19 protein-coding genes are annotated in these 17,967 nt (G+C 54.5%); 8 read left to right on the forward strand and 11 right to left on the reverse strand.

What is annotated here, in order from left to right; translation table 11 throughout:
- Nucleotides 1–8: 8 nt before the first annotated feature.
- From potG to PW844_RS02020, 6 genes are all read right to left on the reverse strand, one after another.
- Entirely contained in the window at nucleotides 9–1,142 is a 1,134-nt protein-coding gene (potG, locus tag PW844_RS01995) for a putrescine ABC transporter ATP-binding subunit PotG (RefSeq protein ID WP_299446438.1), read from the reverse strand.
- A 114-nt stretch (nucleotides 1,143–1,256) separates the two neighbouring features.
- Entirely contained in the window at nucleotides 1,257–2,366 is a 1,110-nt protein-coding gene (gene potF, locus PW844_RS02000) for a spermidine/putrescine ABC transporter substrate-binding protein PotF (protein WP_208714480.1), read from the reverse strand.
- 371 nt (nucleotides 2,367–2,737) lie between these two features.
- Nucleotides 2,738–3,217 (reverse strand): YbjN domain-containing protein, encoded by a 480-nt coding sequence (locus tag PW844_RS02005; RefSeq protein ID WP_084873670.1) that lies wholly within the window; start codon nucleotides 3,215–3,217, stop codon nucleotides 2,738–2,740.
- A gap of 87 nt (nucleotides 3,218–3,304) precedes the next feature.
- Nucleotides 3,305–4,207, reverse strand: a complete 903-nt coding sequence (gene rimK / locus PW844_RS02010) for a 30S ribosomal protein S6--L-glutamate ligase (RefSeq protein ID WP_209904568.1) — start codon at nucleotides 4,205–4,207, stop codon at nucleotides 3,305–3,307.
- Between the two features lie 17 nt (nucleotides 4,208–4,224).
- Nucleotides 4,225–4,947, reverse strand: coding sequence for an oxygen-insensitive NADPH nitroreductase (nfsA, locus tag PW844_RS02015; protein ID WP_299446446.1), 723 nt, complete (start codon nucleotides 4,945–4,947; stop codon nucleotides 4,225–4,227).
- Nucleotides 4,948–4,959: 12 nt separating this feature from the next.
- Complete coding sequence (locus tag PW844_RS02020; protein WP_299446449.1) at nucleotides 4,960–5,211, reverse strand: DUF1418 family protein; 252 nt, start codon at nucleotides 5,209–5,211, stop codon at nucleotides 4,960–4,962.
- A 182-nt stretch (nucleotides 5,212–5,393) separates the two neighbouring features.
- Between PW844_RS02020 and PW844_RS02025 the strand changes: the two genes are divergently transcribed.
- The 3 genes from PW844_RS02025 (at nucleotide 5,394) to PW844_RS02035 (ending at nucleotide 7,540) form a co-directional block, all read left to right on the forward strand.
- On the forward strand, nucleotides 5,394–6,170 hold the full coding sequence (locus PW844_RS02025) for an MBL fold metallo-hydrolase (RefSeq protein ID WP_299446452.1): 777 nt from the start codon (nucleotides 5,394–5,396) through the stop codon (nucleotides 6,168–6,170).
- Between the two features lie 15 nt (nucleotides 6,171–6,185).
- Nucleotides 6,186–7,148 carry a GlxA family transcriptional regulator gene (locus PW844_RS02030; protein WP_299446455.1) on the forward strand — a complete coding sequence of 321 codons (963 nt, stop codon included), beginning with the start codon at nucleotides 6,186–6,188 and terminating at the stop codon, nucleotides 7,146–7,148.
- Nucleotides 7,149–7,276: 128 nt separating this feature from the next.
- A complete protein-coding gene (locus PW844_RS02035) occupies nucleotides 7,277–7,540 on the forward strand; it encodes a GrxA family glutaredoxin (protein ID WP_013508468.1) in 264 nt (87 codons plus the stop codon).
- A gap of 30 nt (nucleotides 7,541–7,570) precedes the next feature.
- Here PW844_RS02035 and ybjM read toward each other — a convergent pair whose 3' ends face one another.
- Nucleotides 7,571–7,936, reverse strand: a complete 366-nt coding sequence (ybjM, locus tag PW844_RS02040; protein WP_299446460.1) for an inner membrane protein YbjM — start codon at nucleotides 7,934–7,936, stop codon at nucleotides 7,571–7,573.
- Nucleotides 7,937–8,191: 255 nt separating this feature from the next.
- On the opposite strand from ybjM, the gene PW844_RS02045 reads away from it, so the two are divergent.
- The 3 genes from PW844_RS02045 (at nucleotide 8,192) to ybjG (ending at nucleotide 11,429) form a co-directional block, all read left to right on the forward strand.
- On the forward strand, nucleotides 8,192–9,880 hold the full coding sequence (locus PW844_RS02045) for an aspartate:alanine antiporter (protein ID WP_299446462.1): 1,689 nt from the start codon (nucleotides 8,192–8,194) through the stop codon (nucleotides 9,878–9,880).
- Nucleotides 9,881–10,080: 200 nt separating this feature from the next.
- Nucleotides 10,081–10,824 (forward strand): phosphatase PAP2 family protein, encoded by a 744-nt coding sequence (locus tag PW844_RS02050; protein ID WP_299446465.1) that lies wholly within the window; start codon nucleotides 10,081–10,083, stop codon nucleotides 10,822–10,824.
- Nucleotides 10,824–11,429 carry an undecaprenyl-diphosphate phosphatase gene (ybjG, locus tag PW844_RS02055; protein WP_299446468.1) on the forward strand — a complete coding sequence of 202 codons (606 nt, stop codon included), beginning with the start codon at nucleotides 10,824–10,826 and terminating at the stop codon, nucleotides 11,427–11,429. Before PW844_RS02050 ends, ybjG begins: the two co-directional genes overlap by 1 nt.
- A gap of 56 nt (nucleotides 11,430–11,485) precedes the next feature.
- Here ybjG and PW844_RS02060 read toward each other — a convergent pair whose 3' ends face one another.
- Nucleotides 11,486–12,691 (reverse strand): serine hydrolase, encoded by a 1,206-nt coding sequence (locus PW844_RS02060; RefSeq protein WP_299446471.1) that lies wholly within the window; start codon nucleotides 12,689–12,691, stop codon nucleotides 11,486–11,488.
- A 281-nt stretch (nucleotides 12,692–12,972) separates the two neighbouring features.
- Between PW844_RS02060 and PW844_RS02065 the strand changes: the two genes are divergently transcribed.
- A complete protein-coding gene (locus tag PW844_RS02065) occupies nucleotides 12,973–13,629 on the forward strand; it encodes an HAD family phosphatase (protein WP_299446795.1) in 657 nt (218 codons plus the stop codon).
- Here PW844_RS02065 and PW844_RS02070 read toward each other — a convergent pair whose 3' ends face one another.
- From PW844_RS02070 to PW844_RS02080, 3 genes are all read right to left on the reverse strand, one after another.
- Nucleotides 13,630–14,766, reverse strand: a complete 1,137-nt coding sequence (locus PW844_RS02070; protein WP_299446474.1) for a PQQ-dependent sugar dehydrogenase — start codon at nucleotides 14,764–14,766, stop codon at nucleotides 13,630–13,632.
- A gap of 101 nt (nucleotides 14,767–14,867) precedes the next feature.
- Nucleotides 14,868–15,524: a DUF3313 domain-containing protein gene (locus tag PW844_RS02075; protein WP_299446477.1), complete on the reverse strand. Its 657-nt coding sequence runs from the start codon at nucleotides 15,522–15,524 to the stop codon at nucleotides 14,868–14,870.
- 128 nt (nucleotides 15,525–15,652) lie between these two features.
- Nucleotides 15,653–16,288: a carbonic anhydrase gene (locus tag PW844_RS02080; RefSeq protein ID WP_299446480.1), complete on the reverse strand. Its 636-nt coding sequence runs from the start codon at nucleotides 16,286–16,288 to the stop codon at nucleotides 15,653–15,655.
- 307 nt (nucleotides 16,289–16,595) lie between these two features.
- Here PW844_RS02080 and rimO point away from each other — a divergent pair, with 307 nt between their 5' ends.
- Nucleotides 16,596–17,921 carry a 30S ribosomal protein S12 methylthiotransferase RimO gene (gene rimO, locus PW844_RS02085; RefSeq protein WP_299446483.1) on the forward strand — a complete coding sequence of 442 codons (1,326 nt, stop codon included), beginning with the start codon at nucleotides 16,596–16,598 and terminating at the stop codon, nucleotides 17,919–17,921.
- The last annotated feature ends 46 nt before the right edge of the window (nucleotides 17,922–17,967 follow it).

Consider the following 17,967-nt stretch of genomic DNA (forward strand, 5'->3'; position numbering starts at 1 on the left):
CCGCCTCCTTAAACCGTCAGAACCACACAGCTGTCAGCATCCCAGCACAAACGCACTTCGTCGCCCCAGGTTGGCGCACCTTTGCGGTAGCGATGGGCATTTTGCAACTGCGCACTGATCATCTGGCCACTCTTCAGACGCACGTGATAAATCGACAAATCACCGAGATAAGCGATATGCACCACTTCGCCCACGGCAAAGTTGCAGCCGTCGGCAGGCACGTCTTCACACAGCATCACTTTTTCCGGACGCAGCGCAACGTGGACCGGGACGTTATCGACGATGGAGACATCGGTCTGCACTTTCAGCGGATGGACCAGGCCAGGGCAGTCAAGTACCAGACCGTCTTCACGCCGCTCACGCAGCAGCCCCTCAAACACATTCACCGAACCGATAAACTCCGCGCTGAAGCGATTGGTCGGATGCTCGTAGATCTCCTCCGGCTCGCCAATCTGCGCGAATTTTCCGCGATTCATAATCGCGATACGGCCCGCCATGGTCATCGCTTCTTCCTGGTCGTGGGTCACCATCACGCAGGTCACACCGACGCGTTCAAGGATATCCACCACCTCCAGTTGCATACGGTCGCGCAGCTTTTTATCCAGCGCCCCCATCGGTTCATCCAGCAGCAGCAGCTTCGGACGTTTTGCCAGGCTACGTGCCAGCGCCACACGCTGACGCTGGCCGCCAGAAAGCTGATGCGGCTTACGTTTGGCAAATTCCTGCATATGCACCAGGGCCAGCATTTCCGCTACGCGGCTGGTGATTTCGTCTTTTGGCAGTTTGTCCTGCTTCAGGCCAAACGCGATGTTCTGCTCCACCGTCATGTGCGGGAACAGGGCATAAGACTGGAACATCATATTGATTGGCCGCTGATACGGCGGCACATGGGAGAGATCCTGCCCATCCAGCACAATTTGACCGCTACTCGGCACCTCGAAGCCCGCCAGCATACGCAGCAGCGTCGATTTGCCGCAGCCCGAAGGGCCCAGCAGAGCAAAAATCTCACCTTTGTAAATGGTCAGACTGACATCATCCACGGCGTGCTGGCCGTCAAAGGACTTGGTCAGATTGCGGATTTCCAGCAAAGGCGTTAACGCCTTTGCATTTTTATTTTGGGGGCGGGGAATCGCGTCGCTCACTAACATATCTCCAACGCTTAACGGCCTTAACCTCAGCCGCTAAAAATGGCACAACAGAGGCCATCACCGCGCCTCTGTTGTCGTCCTAATACAAGTGAATCCGTTCAGAACGAATTACTTACCACTTTTAACTTTAGTCCACGCACGGGTGCGTACACGATCCAGCTTCGGATCCTGGACTTTCAGTACAAACAGCTTGGACATAATATCCGCAGGCGGGAAGATGCCCGGGTTGTTACGTACATCCGCATTGATCAGCGGCAGTGACGCCTTGTTGCCGTTGGCATAGTTCATCTTGTTAGAGATGTCGGCGATCACTTTCGGATCCATGATGTAGTTCAGCCACTGATAGGCTTCGTCGAGATTTTTAGCATCTTTCGGAATCGCCATCATGTCGAAGAACGCCAGAGCGCCCTGCTTCGGTACGCTGTACGCCAGGTTCACGCCGTTTTTCGCCTGTGCCGCACGATCTTTCGCTTGCAGGATGTCACCAGACCAGCCGATCGCCACACAGATGTTGCCGTTAGCGAGGTCATTGATGTACTGCGAAGAGTGGAAATATCGAATGCTCGGACGCAATTTCAGCAGCAGATCGGTGGCAGCGCCGGAATAGTCTTTCGGATCAGAGCTGTTCGGATCTTTGCCTAGATAGTTCAGCACGGTGGCAAAAATCTCTTCCGGCGCATCGAGGAAGGAAACACCACAGCTTTTCAGTTTTTCCAGGTTTTCTGGTTTCAGCACCAGATCCCAGCTATCCACTGGCGCATCTTTGCCGAGGATCGCTTTCACTTTATCGACGTTATAGCCGATGCCAGTGGTACCCCACAGATAAGGGATGGCGAACTTGTTGCCTGGATCGTGCTGTGCCACTTTGGCCATCAGCGCCGGATCGAGGTTTTTGTAGTTTGGCAGCTTGCTCTTATCCAGTTCCTGGAACACGCCGGATTGCAGCTGACGCGCGAGGAAGCTGGAAGATGGCACCACCACGTCATAACCGGTGCTGCCTGCCATCAGTTTGCCTTCCAGCACTTCGTTGGAATCAAACACGTCGTAAACGACTTTAATACCCGTCTCTTTCTCGAAATTCGGGACCGTATCCGCCGAGATATAATCAGACCAGTTATAAACGTGCAGCGTTTTATCTGCGGCCAGCGTACCAGCTGAAGCTGTCATCAGCACACCAGCAACCACACCTGACAACCATTTTTTACGTTGGTTGAACATGTTTTCCTTCCTCCTGAGCGGGTCATCACAACGCTGCATACACGCGATCCGGTCGTTGTGTTTTCTGTTAATACACAGACACACAATGAATCAATATTCAGCGGGAGTTTAATAGTAAAAACCTATACCTGCGCTGAGGTTGCACGTCTCAAGCAGCCCCGCAAGAATAGCCGCCCCGCTTCACCTGCACCAGATCCCAGCGTAAAAAACGCCTTTTAGCGATAAGTATTGCATGTTTCTGCTATGGGGTTCGGCAAAGACGGCATAAAGCACGAGAAATATCTGGCAATAAAGGGCAAAATGCAGAATAAAAAGTGGTGGGGACAAAATGAAAACTGCCGCAAAAAGCGGCAGTTAAGAAAGCGGAAAAATCAGTGCAGCATGGCGCGGCCAACCGAGCTGGGTTGCCGGTCCTCTTCCTCGCCCATCATCAGCAAATTATTGGCGAACGCTTCCATAATCACCATGGAAACCTGTTCCTCGCTTTGCTTCATAAAATACGAGAACTGACCAAAGGTTAACCCTGCGCTGGTACTGAGGGACTGACACACAATCAGCTTCGGCAGATTGTCATCCTGAATGTCGATAAAGGCCTTTACTGTCAGGGAACTGGCGTTGATTTGCGATAAGTCCCCCACCAGCGGAATCAAAGCCGTCGGCTTGACTTCAGCCAGCGCGGAAAACAGGATCACGCCATCCACAAGGTCGATTTTTGCATCAAACACCCCGTCAAAATTCTGCATATGCGGCAGATGCAAAGCCTGGCAGGCATCGCATTCGAACCAGGTGATATTTTGTTGATCCAGCCAGCGACGCAGCACGTCGATGTCAGGAACGACCAGTGAATCCATCGTCATGTCCCGTGGGGTGAAGAAATAAGCGCCTTAGCTTACGGAAAAAATGCAAGCGATGCCATGAAAAACGCTGAAAAGCGCGCCTCAGCCGCCAGTTTTAAGCTTAAAGCCAGGCAGTGCGTGCTGTTCTATCCAGTCAATCATCATGGAGGCGATATTCAACCCGGTGGTGCACTCGATGCCTTCAAGGCCAGGGGAAGCATTGACCTCCATCACCAGTGGTCCGCGTCCGGCACGCAGGATATCGACCCCCGCAACCTCCAGCCCGAGCGTACTGGCCGCTTTCACCGCGATTTCGCGCTCCTGATCGGTGATGGTTACCGGGTGCGCCTTGCCGCCGCGATGCAGGTTGGAACGAAAATCCCCCTCCTTCGCATGGCGCTCAATCGCCGCCACGACCTCACCGCCAATCACCAGGCAACGAACATCGCGTCCCTGCGCTTCCTTGATAAACTCCTGCACCAGAATATGTGCATTGAGACCGCGAAACGCGTCGATCACACTCTCTGCCGCCTGACGCGTTTCCGCCAGCACCACACCAATGCCCTGCGTGCCTTCAACCAGTTTCACCACCAGCGGCGCTCCGCCCACCATGGCAATCAGGTCATCGGTGTCATCCGGGGATGAAGCAAAGCCAGTGACCGGCATATCGATCCCTTCCCGCGCCAGCAGTTGCAGGGAACGCAGTTTGTCGCGCGCGCGGGTGATCGCCACCGATTCATTCAGCGGATAGCTGCCACACAGTTCGAACTGGCGCAGCACCGCGGTACCGTAAAACGTAATGGCGGATCCAATACGCGGGATCACCGCATCAAAGTGCCCCAGCGGTTCACCACGATAATGTATCGCCGGAGATGCCGGGTTGATGTTCATATAACAGGAGAGCGGATCAATAATCTGCACCTGATGGCCACGCGCTTCCGCTGCTTCACGCAGGCGTTTACACGAGTAGAGCTGCCCATCACGGGAGAGAATGGCCATTTTCATCGCAGAGTTCCTTGTGCTTAACGGGTTGCCCAGCCCTGCTGATGCAGGTAGTCCAGCATAAACGGGCGCGTTTCTTTAATGATCAGGCGTTGAATCAGTTCGCTCCAGGTTTCCGCGCGCTGATTGGTATCACGTTGCTGATAATAGATGCTGGTGCGGCTGTCATATTCCGCCAGCACCGCAGCATCGACCGGCTGATAACGGTTCTCATGCACCAGCATCGCCTGTGGAATACGCGGTTTCACATCCGGCTGCGCCGCAGGATGTCCGATACAGAAGCCAAACAGGGGCAGCACAAATTTCGGCAGGCCAAGCAGCGTGGTAACGTCGGCGATATTGTTACGAATACCGCCAATAAATACCCCACCGAGACCGAGTGACTCCGCCGCGATCATGGCATTCTGCGCCATTAATGCCGTATCCACGCAGCCCAGCAATAGTTGCTCCGCGCGCCCAAGTTGCGCATCCGGGCAGATTTGCAGATGGCGATTAAAGTCCGCGCAGAACACCCAGAACTCAGCCGCCTCTCCGACCCACGGTTGGCCGCCAGTCAGTTTAACCAGTTGCTCACGTTTTTCCCGGTCGGTGATACGAATAATAGAGGAGCATTGCAAAAAGCTGGAGGTGGATGCCGCCTGAGCCGCAGCAATAATGGCGTTGCGCTGCGCCTCATCAATGCCCTGTTCGGTAAATGCGCGAATGGAACGGTGGCTGCAAAGTAAATCAATGGTCGGCGTCATAATCCTCTCCGGTTACTTCTTTTTGTCGTGTTGATTGAACAACTGTGGGGCCATCGCTTTGGCCGTTCGCCACATCATCAGCCAGGCAGCAGGCAACATCATCACAATGCCGGTAAAAAACAGCACCGTCGCCAGCCGTTTGGCGCTAATCGCCGCAGGTGCGTCGATCCAGCCATTAATCAGCAACAACGCGCCAATCACAGCAATAACGCCCACTGCCTCCAGCAGTAATACCGGTTTCGGTAATCTGGCCAGGTTATTCATGCGATGGCGTTCCCCCCTGTTCAATCCGTTAAGCCGTCTGTTATAGCGAACCCTGTCGCACTTGCCTAGCTGTGATCCGATTTCCTGACCTTTTTCCATCGAATGATGGCCCCGGTGCCACTCACCCCCGATCTCGGCAGCTTCTTATACTGGCTCAACAATATTACCGGAGGAGTTAAAAAATGAATCTGACGCAAATTCGTAACGCGACCCTGAGGCTGGATTTTGCCGGCACCCGTTTTCTGATCGACCCGATGCTATCGGAGCAGCATGCCTGGCCAGGCTTTGCCGGTACGCCGCGCTCGCATCTGCGTAATCCGCTGGTGCCGCTGCCGGTTGCCATCGACGCACTGCTGGATGTGGATGTCATCATCGTTACCCATACTCATGAGGATCATTGGGATGAAGCAGCCCAGCGCCTGATCCGCAAAGACCAGGTGATCTATACCCAGCATGATCGGGACGCCGCGTTGCTGCGTTCACAGGGCTTCACCCAGGTTCACGTACTGGCAGAGAAAAATAGCATGGGTGGCATCACCGTCAGCAAAACGGAGGGCCAGCACGGCAGTGATGAGGCTTACGCCATTCCGCAAGTGGCCGAGCGGCTGGGGGACGCCTGTGGCCTGGTGTTCAGCCACGCACAGGAAAAAACGCTCTATATTGCTGGCGATACCATCTGGGTTAAACCTTACGAAGATAGCCTGAAAACCTATACGCCCGAGGTGATTGTGCTGAATATGGGTTACGCCAATATTGACGGACTCGGTGCCATTATTATGGGCAAAGAGGATGCGCTGCGGACGCATCAACTACTCCCTTCGGCTGCCATCGTCGCCTCGCATATGGAAGCCATTAACCACTGTCTGCTGAGCCGTGCAGAGCTGCGCGCTTTCGCCGCTGAGAACGCTCTTGAACAACAGCTGTGGGTGCCGGAAGATGGTGAAACGCTGCGCTTTTGACCAGGGTAAGAAACGATGTCCGCTTTACAGGTTGTGGTAATTGCTACCGAAGGTTTCAGCCCCTTCCACTTTTCGGTGCCATTAATGGTATTCGGCAAAGCGATGCCGCAGGATGGATTTTTCCGGGTGACGATTGCCGCTGAGCAGCCGGGGATGATTGCCTCTGACAGCGGACTTTCCATCAGCGTGGAGCACGGTCTGGAGTGCCTGACCGGAGCCGATATCGTGATTGTCCCGTTCTGGCAACATCCCTCACAACAGCCATCAGCCGCATTATCAGACGCGTTGACCCAAGCCTGGCAACGCGGTGCGGAAGTGGTGGGATTATGTCTCGGGGCCTATGTGCTGGCGTATAGCGGATTGCTGAATCGTCGCCGCGCCGCAACGCACTGGGAGTTTGAAAAGGATTTTGCCGCACGTTTTCCGCAGATTCATCTCGACAGTAACGCCCTGTATACCAGTGACGAACGTTTGATTACATCCGCGGGGACGGCGGCCGGTATTGATTGCTGCCTGAACATCGTTCGCGAGCATTACGGTTCCGCACTGGCGAACCGGGTCGCCAGAAGGATGGTGATGCCGCCCTACCGCGAAGGCGGCCAGGCGCAGTTTATTGAGCGCGCAGTGCCCGACACCACGCGTGACAGCCAGATTAACGACCTGATCGATTATCTGCGGCGCAATCTGGATAAACGCCACGATCTGGCTTCGCTGGCTGGCATGGTTAACATGAGCCGACGCACCCTCACCCGTCATTTCTCCCGCGCCACCGGCATGACGCCAGGGGAATGGCTGAGCGCCGAGCGACTGCAACGCAGTCAGGAGCTGCTGGAAACCACCGACCACAGTATCGAAGCAGTGGCAACGTTGACGGGTTATCAATCCCCTATCTCATTCCGGCAGAGTTTTAAGGCACGTTTTAACGTCAGTCCCAGCGAATGGCGTCGCACCTTCCGTGGACCGGCAACGCTGCTTTAAGCCTGCGCACATCGAAGCAACAGGTAATTCCTTCTTTATTTAGCGGGCATGCCCGGGCATCATGTGTGGCATTATTCACGCTGTGATGTGACATTCATCACAAAACAGCAGCGGAAAGGAGAGAAGCAATGTTTGCAGTGATTTTTGGTCGTCCCGGCTGCCCTTACTGCGTGCGCGCCCAGGAACTGGCCGCCAAACTGACCACCGAGCGTGACGATTTTAATTATCAATACGTTGATATTCAGGTGGAAGGCATTACCAAAGCCGATCTGGAAGCCCGCGCGGGTAAACCGGTTACTACCGTACCGCAGATTTTCCTCGACCAGCAGCATATCGGCGGTTACACCGATTTTGCCGCCTGGACCAAAGAGAATCTGGATTTCGCCGTATAAAACATGGGCCGCTCTGGCCCATTTTTCATTTCACGATCGCATTGCCAGCATGATGCGCAGCAGACGCACCAGTAAGGCGCCGCAACCCGCCCAGAACAGCGCACTCAAACCCCAGATAATCAGCCAGCCGCTATGGCTCAGGTTCAGTGCCAGCACTACCCACAACGTCCCCAGCACAGTGCCCGCCACGGCGACCCACAGCGTGCTTTTTAACGGGCTCTCCGGGCGCAGCAACGCTACGACGATCCCCGGCAGTAAAAACAGCAACAACTCCGGTTGACCGCCCACAGCCTGCGCGCCTGATGAGGCCCAGAAGTGATGAGCAAAAATAAACATCAGCGTATATAGCATCACACTCAGCACCGATGCTGGCCAGCGATTAGTACGCTGCGACATAACCATCCTCAACTTCACCGTTAACAATATTGAAACTTTTACCGACCCTGGACACCTGAGTGGAAATAAAAAGAAACAGCTGAATGCGGAAGGAATGAAAACTGCCGATAGCTGAGGGTGCTAATTATGATTAGAATGACGCCGCTTCAAAATTCAGTCCCTGCCATCCCGGCAAAACGGGCACCTGCGGTCGGCACAAGATAGCGAAAAACAACCTTTTCATCAACATGTTACAGGTAAATAAGAAGTTAAAGCGTGAATATTAACGTCGCAGAATTGTTAAGCGGAAATGACGTCCTGTTATTATTTGTTGTTTTAGCACTCGGCCTCTGCCTGGGTAAATTACGTCTTGGTTCTGTCCAGCTGGGAAATTCTATTGGCGTATTAGTCGTATCGCTAATTTTAGGTGACCAACATTTCGCCATTAATACCGCAGCACTGAGCCTGGGTTTTATGCTGTTTATTTTTTGTGTTGGCGTCGAAGCCGGTCCTAACTTTTTTTCGATCTTTTTCCGCGACGGTAAAAACTATTTTATCCTCGCCATCGTCATGGTCGGCAGCGCCCTGCTGCTGGCATTGCTACTCGGCAAAGTGTTTGGCTGGGATATCGGCTTAACCGCAGGCATGCTGGCGGGAGCCATGACTTCTACGCCAGTGCTGGTGGGCGCCGGTGACACGCTCCGGCATAGCATCGCTGACAGCCAGCACCTTACCCTGATGCAGGATCATCTCAGCCTGGGTTACGCCATTACCTATCTGGTGGGACTGGTCAGCCTGATTTTTGGCGCACGCTACCTGCCACGCCTGCAACATCAGGATCTGCCAACCTGCGCACAGCAAATCGCCCGTGAACGGGGTCTGGATGCCGATAGCCAGCGCAAAGTGTTCCTGCCGGTGATTCGTGCCTACCGCGTCGGACCGGAACTGGTGGAGTGGAGCGGCGGCAAAAATCTGCGCGAGCTGGGCATTCATCGCCAGACCGGTTGTTATATTGAGCGCCTGCGCCGTAACGGCATTCTCGCCAGCCCGGATGGTGATGCTCAGCTGCAACTGGGTGATGAAATTTCGTTGGTGGGCTATCCCGATGCCCATGCGCGCCTCGATCCCAGCTTCCGCAACGGCAAAGAAGTCTTCGACCGCGATCTGCTGGATATGCGCATCGTCACTGAAGAGATTGTGGTGAAGAACCATAACGCAGTGAATAAACGTCTCAACCACCTGAAGCTGACGGATCACGGCTGTTTCCTCAACCGCGTGATCCGCAGCCAGATTGAGATGCCGATTGATGACAGCATCATGCTGAATAAAGGTGATGTACTCCAGGTGAGCGGCGAAGCGCGTCGCGTGAAAAGCCTGGCTGACCGCATCGGCTTTATCGCCATCCACAGTCAGATGACCGACCTGCTGGCCTTTTGTGCCTTCTTCATTATTGGTTTGATGATCGGCATGATCACTTTCCAGTTCAGCAATTTTAGCTTTGGCATTGGTAACGCTGCCGGACTGCTGTTCGCCGGGATCATGTTGGGTTTCCTGCGCGCCAACCACCCGACCTTTGGTTATATTCCGCAGGGTGCGCTGACCATGGTAAAAGAATTCGGCCTGATGGTGTTTATGGCGGGCGTCGGCCTGAGTGCCGGTAGTGGCCTGCAACACGGGCTGGGTAGCGAAGGTGCGCTGATGTTGCTGAGCGGCTTGCTGGTCAGCCTGGTGCCGGTGGTGATTTGCTATTTGTTTGGTGCCTATGTGCTGCGTATGAACCGTGCATTATTGTTCGGCGCGATTATGGGTGCTCGCACCTGCGCACCGGCGATGGAAATTATCAGTGACACGGCGCGCAGCAATATTCCGGCGCTGGGCTATGCCGGAACCTACGCCATTGCCAACGTTTTACTGACCCTCGCGGGTACGTTGATCGTCATTATCTGGCCGATTTTGCCTTTATAAAAATTTTTTGGCGGAGTCCAGAACTTTTTTTCCGGGGTGCAGTCTGAATTATTGCCACTGCTTTTCTTTGAAATCCCCAAATTGAGGAGCCCGCCAGTCTCTGACTGACGGGTTTTTTTATGCCTGTCGATCGTGGCTTAAGGTTCTCTTAAGCGCAGACTGACACCCTGCCACCCTGGTTTCGCTCTGTGCAAAAAATCATGCAACTGTCATCCAAATTAAACAATTCAACAACCCACCTCATGATTAAGAACCCTGCTATTTACCCGCTGTCACGACGCTTTTACGCTATCAACTTTATTTTGCTGGCATTTTTAGCGTCTGTGTTCCTGCTGTGGTCGCGCCATGAAAGCCTCGATATCGCCATCAGCCAGTTTTGGTTTGATCCGCTGACGCAGCGCTTCCCGTGGCAGCACAACCGCTGGCTGGACCTGATCAACCATCGCCTGTTGAAGGATGTGATCATCGTCGGTGCCGTGCTGATGCTGTTACGTGGGATTCAGCGCCGCGATGGACGCCGGGTGCTGGTGGCCTTGCTGTTCGGTCTGGGGCCACTGGTGGTCGGAATTCTGAAGGCGCACAGCGCGCACTCCTGTCCATGGGATCTGGCGATGTTTGGCGGCAAAGCGGTGAGCTTTCCCTTACTGGATGCCGTTCCGGCGGATAGCGGTCCCGGTCAGTGTTTCCCCGGCGGGCATGCTTCAAGCGGTTTTGCGGTAATGGGACTGTTTTTCCTGTGGTGGCCGGAGAAGCCACGCCGTGCCCTGCTGGCACTGCTGGCTGGCATCGCGCTGGGCTTGCTAATGGGTTATGGCCAGGTGATGCGCGGTGCGCACTTTTTCTCCCACAACCTGTGGGCGGGCTGGTGGGTCTGGCTGACTCAGATGCTGATTTTTGCTGGCGTTTCTTTTTGGGTAAACAAGACGAGGAACCAGAGAGCGTAATGGAAGAACTCAACCGCACCCTCTTTTTATGGATTAACGCCACACCGGATTCTCCGCAGTGGCTGATAAAACTGGCGACCTTTATCGCCCAGGACCTGATCGCCATTGTGCCGCTCCTGATCGTCGCGTTGTGGCTGTGGGGACCGCGTGAGCAGGTCAGTTCGCAGCGCGCGCTGGTATTGAAAACCGGGATGGCACTGATTTATGCCCTCAGCATTGCCTGGTGCATCAGCCAGCTGCTGCCTCATCCCCGCCCGTTTGTCATCGGCCTGGGACATCAGTTTCTGGTGCATGTCGCTGACGATTCCTATCCCAGCGATCATGGCACTACGATTTTCACCTTTGCCCTGGCGTTTATTTGCTGGCACCGTCTGTGGTCGGGGGTGATTTTACTGCTGGTCGGCAGCGCCATCGCCTGGTCGCGCGTCTACCTCGGCGTGCACTGGCCGCTGGATATGCTCGGCGGTTTCCTGGTGGGTATGCTCGGCTGTCTGGCGTCGCATCTCGCCTGGCAGTTGTATGGAGAGCGCATGCTGGCACTGACGCATCAGATTTACCGCGTCTTGTTTGCGATGCCGATTCGTAAAGGATGGATTCGCGAGTAACGGCGACAACGATAACGGCGCACTAAACCGCGCCGTTATCGCCGCAGATGTGACAATTAGCTAAACCACTTTCCAAACCAGCCGTTGAATTTCATCATAATGAAATCCCAGATACGGCCAATGAAGCCCCCTTCCGCAACATCCTCCATCGCCACCAGCGGACGTTGTTCCACCGTTTTGCCATCCAGCTGAAAATCGATGGTTCCCACCACCTGATTTTTCTTTAGTGGTGCTTCCAGCTGCGGCGAGGTGAGCGTGAAACTGGCTTTCAGGTTTTTCATCTGCCCTTTGGGAAGGGTGATGGCGGCATCCTGGGCGACACCGAGATTGACCAGGCTGCGATCGCCAAACCAGACACGTTGCTGCGCAAAAGGTTTATCCGACTTGATCGGCGTGACCGTTTCATAAAAACGAAAACCCCAGGTGAGAAGCTTTTCACTCTCGCGGAAGCGGATGGCATCGGTCTGCGCCCCGAGCACCACCGAAATCAGACGCATATCGCCGTCAGTGGCGGACGCCACCAGGTTATTGCCTGCTCCCGAGGTGTGACCGGTTTTGATACCGTCCACGTTGAGATTGGTGCTCCACAACAGCCGATTGCGGTTCATCTGCTTGATGTGGTTAAAGGTGAACTCTTTTTCTTTATTCAGCGCATATTCATCCGGCACATCGCGGATCAGCCGCTGACCAATAATCGCCATATCACGCGCAGTACTGTACTGCCCGTCGGCATCCAGCCCATGCACCGTCATAAAATGGGTATTTTGCAGGCCAAAGGCTTTGGCGTAGTTATTCATCAAACCGATAAACGCATCCTGACTGCCCGCCACATAATCGGCCAGCGCGATACAGGCATCGTTACCGGATTGAATCACGACGCCTTTATTTAGCTCGGATACCGGAATGCGATCGCCAGGTTTCAGGAACATCAGCGATGAACCGCGCAGTTTCGGGTTACCGGTGGCCCAGGCATCCTGACCAATGGTCACCAGATCGTTATTGGTGATTTTGCCCGCTTTCAGCGCCTGGCCCACCACATAGCTGGTCATCATTTTGGTCAGACTGGCGGGGTCGAGGCGTTGATCGGCATTCGATTCGGCCAGAACCTTGCCACTGTTATAGTCCATCAAAATCCAGGCTTTGGCATCCAACTGCGGCGCGGCGGGTGCGTCTTCAGCCAGAACGGTAACCGGAACGAGCAGTAATAATAAGGAGGATGCAGCCAAAGGCCGCCAGGCAGGGGTGATAGCGAATTTTCTCATGAGCATGACCAGATGTTTGTCCTTGTTAAATATCGTGGTTCTTTGCCAGCAAGACGCACGTAAACCAGAACGCTAACGGTTCGCGCCGGCGAAAAAAACCGTCTGACCGTAAAGTTTTATAGAGTTTATTAGAGTAACCCTGGCACCAACGCCGCCTCGCTGCCAGCATTGATCTGTCGCCATCTGTGAAAAATTGCGAGAAATTCCGATTTTTCGCAGATCAGTTAAGCCAGTCACAAATTTCCGCTAACCTGATTTCAGTCAGCCTGAGGAGAATCATGATGGACTTAGCCGTGTTCGATCTGGACGAAACCCTGATTTGTGAAGACAGCACCAGCCTGTGGCTACGCTGGCTGGTTTCACAGGGTTTTGCCCCCGCCGATCTGATTAGCGAAGAACAATCGCTAATGACCCAATATCACGCCGGTACGCTATCAATAGAAGAATATATGAACACCACCCTCGCCCCGTTAGCCGGTATGGCCACCATGACGGTATCCGGCTGGGTGCGCCGTTTTATCCACCGCGACATTCTGCCGCGGGTCTTTCCCGCCGCGCGCGAACGCATCAACTGGCATCAGCAGCGTGGCGACACGGTGATGATCATTACCGCCAGCGGTGAACATCTGGCCATCCCGATTGCTGAACGCCTTGGCGTCCACGGTGCGCTGGCGATTGGTGTCGAAATTGTCGATGACCGCTACAGCGGCCAGACCTACGGCACCATGACCTACAAAGAAGGTAAAGTGGCGCGGCTGGGCGACTGGAAAGCGCTACAGCAGGACCATCGTTTCGATCGTACCTGGGCGTACAGCGACTCAATGAATGATTTGCCGCTGCTGGCCCATGCCGATCATGCTTATGTGATTAACCCGGACGCACTGTTGCAACAGGAAGCACAGCAGCGCGGCTGGGAAGTGTGTAACTGGGTACGTTAATTACCCGCGTGGTGCGCTGGCGCTCTCCGCCAGCCCCACTTTCAGCAGCTTGCCGTTGGCCTCATCGGTCAGCACATACAGAAAGCCATCCGGTCCCTGGCGGACATCGCGAATACGTTCACCGCGATCGGTCAGCAAACGCTGTTCTTCCACCACTTTCTCGCCATTCACCTGTAAGCGAATCAGGCTTTTTTCCTTCAATGCGCCAATAAATAACGAATTCTTCCATTGCGGAAAACGTGCGCTGTTGTAAAACGCCATACCGCTAATAGCCGGTGAAACTTTCCAGTAAAACACCGGTTGTTCGGTACCCGGAACCTCGCCACCTTTGGCTTCCGGGACTTTTTGCCCGCTGTAATCTATGCCCCAGGTCGCCAGCGGCCAGCCGTAGTTTTTGCCTTTTTCCGGGATATTCACTTCATCGCCGCCGCGCGGGCCATGCTCACTCTCCCACATCTGCTGCGTCCAGGGATTGAGCGCCAGCCCCTGTGGATTACGCACGCCATAGGCCCAGATTTCACCACGCGCCCCCTGGCGTCCGACAAACGGATTATCCGCCGGAATATTGCCATCGGCAGTCAGACGCACAATTTTTCCCGAGAGTTTATCGAGGTCCTGCGCACTGCTGCTGGCGAAATTGTCACCGAAGGCAATCCACAAAAAGCCCTGCCTGTCGAACGCCAGCCGCGTTCCCAGGTTGGCCCCACTGGAGAGCTTCGGGGTTTGCTCCAGCACCACCTTAAAATCGCTCAGCTGCCGGTTATCGTCGCTCAGGCGACCAAACCCCACTACGCTCCCGGCACGTCCGCCAGCGTCGGCAGTGGTGTAGCTGAGCCACACGCGGCGACTTTGTGCGAAGTCCGGTGCCAGCACCACATCAAGCAGACCGCCTTGTCGATGTGCCCACACGCTGGGTACGCCGCTGATAGGGGCAGATAAGCCTTTGCCCGGCTGCCAGCTACGTAACTGGCCCGATCGTTCGGTCATTAACAGGGTGTGATTATCGGGCAGAAAGGCCACCGACCAGGGGTGATCCAGTTTATCCTGCAAAACCTGAACCTGGACATCCGCCGCCAGTGTCGGCAGGGAACAGCTCAGCGCACCACCGAACAGCAGCGCAGCTTGCAACAATCGCATAGGATTCTCCTTTTTAACCGTCTGCCGTTAAGGGTAGTCAGTTGGTAAAAAAGGATGTGCAGGATTTACAAAACATTAAGCCCGGCGCACCGGGCAGCGTTTTACGGGGCGGAAAAGGAAACTGCATCACGCACCATCTCATCAATGCCTGGGCGGATGTCATTAAGGGTGATAGGGGTTTCACTGTTCGGCAGCGTGCGGCCAAAGGCTTTACGTACCACCTTGATCAGAGGCTTGCCGGTTTGCGCATCGGTGGCTTCCACCTCAAGGTACAAGGCGCTGTTCTGGGTACGATGCCCGGTCGCCGCCATGGTTCCGGCAATCACTGCCCCAACCGGTATGACTTCATAGAACTGTACGCCCTCGTTTTCACCCGCCACAGCGGTGATAGCCGCCCTCACCACCATGGTATTGGGGCCTTTCTGCGTGACGAGATTTTTATGTACGGCTATCCCGTCTTTCAGCTTCTGGTCGGCATATTGTCGTATCTGATCCAGCGTCTGCTGGCTGATACGCTGCGTGGGATGCGCAGCCGGGTAATAAACGATGGGGGTATAAACGACGTTCGGATACTTCGCGCCATGATAGTCCGGCGATATCCAGCGCATCGTCGGTTTACCACTGGCCGACTCCGCCATGGTTAGCTGGCTATAATCGCCGAGAAACCCGGAATATTGTTTAGTATCAGTAACATGAGAGGTACAGCCCGCCGCCAGAAAAGCCAGCGTCACTAATGGAATACCTAGATGTGATCGCATACGAGAGCCCTTATGTTTAGTCATTGCTTTTCAAGCATAGTTAGGGCAATTACGAGCAGTAAGAAAAATTGAAGAAATGTGAATAGCCACCGCCTGGGTTACTGGCGCAACACAGGCGGGCTGAGGGATTATTCGAAGCAGGTTTCAGGATTATCTGACAGGGAAATGAACTCGTCCCCCCCTTTGGTCAGCGCCATAATTTTGCCACTCTCAATATCATAAACCCAGCCATGCAGGCGCAGCGTTTTCTTACGTAACGCCACTGCAACAGACGGATGTGTTTTGATATTGTGCAGCTGCGCGATGACGTTCTCTTTTACCATCTCGGTCAGCTTGGTTTCCGGCGTATCGTACTTTTTGTTTTCCACTACCGCACGTGCGGCATCGGCATAACGCAGCCAGTGCTCCACCGCAGGCATGGTATCCATGCACGAACATTCGGCGATCGCTTTCATCGCACCACAGTTGGAGTGGCCGCAAATGATGATTTCGCTGACACCCAGCGCCACGACCGCATATTCAATCGTCGCAGAAACACCACCCGGCTCCGGTCCGAACGACGGCACAATATTACCGGCATTACGGATAACGAACAGCTGGCCTGGCTCCTGCTGCGTAACCAGTTCCGGCACCAGACGGCTGTCTGAGCAGGAGATAAACAGGGCTTTGGGATTTTGGTTGGACGCCAGGCTTTTGAAAAGATCCTTCCTTTCAGGGAACACATTCTGTTGAAAACTCAGAAAACCTTTGATGATCTCTTTCATTTCTCTGCTCTCACATTATCCACTTCGGCCCTGGCAGTGAGGGATTCACCGTCAGCGACGCACATTTTTTCTAATATCGATAATCACTTATAAATTCCAACCGGGGATTTAAGCAAAATAGCCTGGGGAAGACAACCCCGCCAGCGCTGCGGTTACCCTCGCCCAGCCCGCGACATTGCCCACATCCCGCGTGGTAAGCCGCTTACATAGCCTGGCAAAAAGCCTGACAACTGGCTATACAATTTCCCCGCAGACACCTGTACAATCGCCCCCCTATCCACACTAATGATGATGAATTTTTATTCTTATGAGCCATGTCACCAATCCTCCACGCGTGGGCTTTGTCTCACTCGGCTGCCCAAAAAACCTTGTCGATTCAGAGCGCATCCTGACGGAGCTGCGTACTGAAGGCTATGACGTGGTCCCACGTTACGATGATGCGGAGATCGTCATCGTCAACACCTGTGGATTTATCGACAGCGCCGTGCAGGAATCACTGGAAGCGATTGGTGAAGCGCTGAACGAAAACGGCAAAGTGATCGTGACCGGCTGCCTGGGTGCCAAAGTGGATCAGATCCGCGAAGTTCACCCGAAAGTGCTGGAAATCACCGGACCGCACAGCTATGAGCAGGTGCTGTCGCATGTGCATCACTATGTGCCAAAGCCGGAACACAACCCGTTCCTGAGCCTGGTGCCGCAGCAGGGTGTCAAGCTGACACCGCGCCATTACGCTTACCTGAAAATTTCTGAAGGCTGTAATCATCGCTGCACCTTCTGCATCATTCCGTCCATGCGTGGCGATCTTGATAGCCGCCCGATTGGTTCGGTTCTTGATGAAGCCAAACGTCTGGTGGAAGCGGGTGTGAAAGAGCTGCTGGTAATCTCCCAGGATACCTCCGCTTACGGCGTGGATGTCAAGCACCGTACCGGTTTCTGGAATGGCTCACCGGTGAAAACCAGCATGGTTAGCCTGTGTGAGCAGCTGGCAAAACTCGGCGTCTGGGTACGTTTGCATTATGTCTATCCTTACCCGCACGTAGATGACGTCATCCCACTGATGGCGGAAGGTAAACTCCTGCCATACCTGGATATTCCGCTGCAACACGCCAGCCCGCGCATTCTTAAGCTGATGAAGCGCCCGGGAGCGGTAGAACGCACGCTGGAACGCATTAAACGCTGGCGTGAAATTTGCCCGGAACTGACGCTGCGTTCGACCTTTATCGTCGGTTTCCCTGGTGAAACAGAAGAAGATTTCCAGATGCTGCTCGACTTCCTGAAGGAAGCACGCCTTGACCGCGTCGGATGCTTCCAGTACAGCCCGGTTGAAGGAGCCACTGCCAACCAGTTGCCGGACCCGGTACCGGACGATGTGAAGCAGGAACGTTTCGATCGCTTTATGCAGCTACAGCAGAAGATTTCTGCGGAACGTCTGCAAGAGAAAATGGGTCGCGAAATTCTGGTGATCATCGATGAAGTGGATGAAGAAGGTGCCGTGGGCCGCAGCATGGCCGATGCACCGGAAATCGACGGCGCGGTGTACCTGAATGGTGAGCGTCAGGTGAAAGTCGGTGATGTGGTGCGCGTCAAAGTCGAGCACGCTGATGAGTACGACCTGTGGGGTAGCCGCATCTAACCTCCCCCTCCTCCCCCATGCCCGTCATGGGGGAATCATTTTCCGC

The sequence above is a fragment of the Pantoea sp. genome (assembly GCF_028283705.1).
Classification (GTDB): Bacteria; Pseudomonadota; Gammaproteobacteria; order Enterobacterales; family Enterobacteriaceae; genus Pantoea.

Coding starts and splice junctions, on each gene's coding strand:
- PW844_RS02075 (WP_299446477.1), bottom strand. CDS start 15,524: ATGCGATCACATCTAGGTATTCCATTAGTGACGCTGGCTTTTCTGGCG.
- PW844_RS02070 (WP_299446474.1), bottom strand. CDS start 14,766: ATGCGATTGTTGCAAGCTGCGCTGCTGTTCGGTGGTGCGCTGAGCTGT.
- rimO (WP_299446483.1), top strand. CDS start 16,596: ATGAGCCATGTCACCAATCCTCCACGCGTGGGCTTTGTCTCACTCGGC.
- PW844_RS02080 (WP_299446480.1), bottom strand. CDS start 16,288: ATGAAAGAGATCATCAAAGGTTTTCTGAGTTTTCAACAGAATGTGTTC.
- PW844_RS02025 (WP_299446452.1), top strand. CDS start 5,394: ATGAATCTGACGCAAATTCGTAACGCGACCCTGAGGCTGGATTTTGCC.
- PW844_RS02030 (WP_299446455.1), top strand. CDS start 6,186: ATGTCCGCTTTACAGGTTGTGGTAATTGCTACCGAAGGTTTCAGCCCC.
- PW844_RS02035 (WP_013508468.1), top strand. CDS start 7,277: ATGTTTGCAGTGATTTTTGGTCGTCCCGGCTGCCCTTACTGCGTGCGC.
- potF (WP_208714480.1), bottom strand. CDS start 2,366: ATGTTCAACCAACGTAAAAAATGGTTGTCAGGTGTGGTTGCTGGTGTG.
- rimK (WP_209904568.1), bottom strand. CDS start 4,207: ATGAAAATGGCCATTCTCTCCCGTGATGGGCAGCTCTACTCGTGTAAA.
- PW844_RS02050 (WP_299446465.1), top strand. CDS start 10,081: ATGCAACTGTCATCCAAATTAAACAATTCAACAACCCACCTCATGATT.
- ybjG (WP_299446468.1), top strand. CDS start 10,824: ATGGAAGAACTCAACCGCACCCTCTTTTTATGGATTAACGCCACACCG.
- PW844_RS02020 (WP_299446449.1), bottom strand. CDS start 5,211: ATGAATAACCTGGCCAGATTACCGAAACCGGTATTACTGCTGGAGGCA.
- PW844_RS02065 (WP_299446795.1), top strand. CDS start 12,973: ATGGACTTAGCCGTGTTCGATCTGGACGAAACCCTGATTTGTGAAGAC.
- nfsA (WP_299446446.1), bottom strand. CDS start 4,947: ATGACGCCGACCATTGATTTACTTTGCAGCCACCGTTCCATTCGCGCA.
- PW844_RS02060 (WP_299446471.1), bottom strand. CDS start 12,691: ATGAGAAAATTCGCTATCACCCCTGCCTGGCGGCCTTTGGCTGCATCC.
- PW844_RS02005 (WP_084873670.1), bottom strand. CDS start 3,217: ATGGATTCACTGGTCGTTCCTGACATCGACGTGCTGCGTCGCTGGCTG.
- ybjM (WP_299446460.1), bottom strand. CDS start 7,936: ATGTCGCAGCGTACTAATCGCTGGCCAGCATCGGTGCTGAGTGTGATG.